Genomic DNA, 2,232 nt, shown 5'->3' with positions numbered 1-2,232 from the left:
TGAGGAGTGGTCAAGAACGTCAAGCGGCCCATCTACCATGACAATGTCGCGACGAGCATCAATATTATTAAATACCCGCCACCACACTTCATTCATATCTTGAACATTAACATGAGCGTCAACCACAATGATCATTTTAGTAAACATCATTTGTCCCATGCCCCATAGAGCATGCATGACTTTCTTGGCGTGCTGCGGATAACTCTTCTTTATGGATACCACGGCGCAATTATGGAATACACCTTCCAGCGGCAAATTGATATCCACAATTTCAGGCAACTGCATTTGCAGCAATGGCAAAAAAATTCGTTCTGTTGCTTTTGCTAAATAGCAATCTTCCATCGGCGGTTTGCCAACAATAGTTGCCGGATAAATTGGGTTTTTTCGGTGAGTAATACAAGTGATATGAAAAACCGGGTAATCATCGGCCAATGAATAATAGCCGGTATGGTCGCCAAACGGGCCTTCCCGGCGTAATTCATCTAACTTCACATAGCCTTCGAGCACAATCTCCGCACCAGCTGGTACTTCAATATCTACTGTTTCACACTTGACCATTTCAACTGGTTTTTTTCGTAAAAAACCAGCAAAAACCATCTCATCAATATCTCGCGGTAACGGCGCCGTAGCTGCATAAGTAGTCACAGGATCGCCACCAATAGCAACCGCAACTTCAATTTTATCTTTGCCCAACTCTCTATGCGCGCGATAGTTTTCGGCACCATTTTTGTGAATATGCCAATGCATACCAGTAGTCTTATGATCAAAGACCTGCAGTCGGTACATTCCGACATTACGTTTTCCATTAATAGGATTCTTAGTAAATACTAACGGCAAGGTAATAAATTTACCAGCATCTCCAGGCCAACATTTCAATATAGGGAACTTATCCAGAGACGGATTGTCTTTTATAATAACTTCTTTACATGGTGCATTTTTTACATATTTAGGGAAGTTAATTGCCCGCTTAGCAGTCGGTATAATTTTAACCAATTCCATTTTATTTTGTAACGAAATATAAGGCAGTTTCAAAATTTGCCGTATTTCCTGGGCAATATCATCAATTTTTTCAACCCCGAGTGCCAAGGCCATACGTTCCATACTACCGAATGCATTCATTAAAACCGGCATATCATACCCGATAACATTCTCAAACAGCAGAGCGACATTTTTATTACCTTGCATTTTAGAAACTCGGTCAGTAATTTCGGTAATTTCAAGTTCGCAACTAACGGGCTGACGAATCCGTTTCAGCCACCCTCGCGACTCTAGCGCAGCAATAAATTCCCGCAAGTCATTGTAGGCCAAGTCAATACTCCTTTCGAGTTTGAGAGCTAATCACTTATTTTTGCAATATATGTTTAACAATAAGTATACTTATTTCATACAACAGGATCATTGGCACTGCAATCATCGTTTGGGAAAAGACATCAGGAGTAGGCGAAATGGCAGCCCCAATGACAAAAGACAAAACAATCACTATCTTTCGTTTAGCAAGTAGAAATGCCGAACTAATAATTCCTAGTTTGGCCATCACCAAAATAAATAATGGTAACTCAAAAATAAAACCAAACGGCAATAAAAAAGAGATAACAAAAGACAGATATTGACCGATGGAGAACATCGGCTGAAGACTATCTGTAGCAAATCCCATAAAAAATTTTATTCCTGCCGGAAGAACAAAAAAGTAGGAAAATGCCAGGCCGGCAAAAAATAAGACAAGCGAAGCAGGTACTAAAATAACTCCAGCGGTACGTTCGTTATTCGTCATGGCCGGAACAACAAAAGCCCACAATTGGTACATGACAATCGGCAAAGCTAATAAAAATCCGGCAAAAACCGATACTTTTAAGTAAGTAAAAAACGCTTCTGCCGGATTCATATAATATAGCTTCCCGGCTGGTACTGTTATTAGCGCAGTGATGTCTTCAGCATAAAAATAGCAAACCACGCTGCCAATAACAATAGCAGCAATCATGATAATCAAGCGACGGCGAAGTTCTTCAAGGTGTTCAATGAATGACATAGTTCCGTCTTGTAATGTTTTTTCTTCAGTATTGCCTGCTTCTTGTTCGCTGTCTCCACGAATTACTTTATCGCTATAAATGACTCCGGTATTTTCCACAGTCTCAGGTGTGACCTGTTTATGATCTTCCATCCGCGTATTCTCAGGCATCAAACCCCTCACTTATGCTCGCCAGACTGTTTATTGTCAGAGGTTTTAGCCTCAAT

2 protein-coding genes are annotated in these 2,232 nt (G+C 40.5%); both read right to left on the bottom strand.

Annotated features, from left to right (window positions below; all coding sequences use genetic code 11):
- The coding region (locus AC29Z1_RS08650) for a menaquinone biosynthesis decarboxylase (protein ID WP_488271055.1) at window positions 1–1,308 on the bottom strand (1,308 nt) is incomplete at its 3' end.
- 34 nt (window positions 1,309–1,342) lie between these two features.
- Window positions 1,343–2,176 (bottom strand): twin-arginine translocase subunit TatC, encoded by an 834-nt coding sequence (gene tatC, locus AC29Z1_RS08645; RefSeq protein WP_488271054.1) that lies wholly within the window; start codon window positions 2,174–2,176, stop codon window positions 1,343–1,345.
- Window positions 2,177–2,232 lie beyond the last annotated feature (56 nt).

Source organism: Sporomusa sp., assembly GCF_057736855.1.
This window is presented reverse-complemented; position numbering and strand designations above follow the sequence as displayed.

Bases quoted from the DNA above. Each gene is read 5' to 3' on its own strand.
- tatC (WP_488271054.1), bottom strand. From the start codon at position 2,176: ATGCCTGAGAATACGCGGATGGAAGATCATAAACAGGTCACACCTGAG.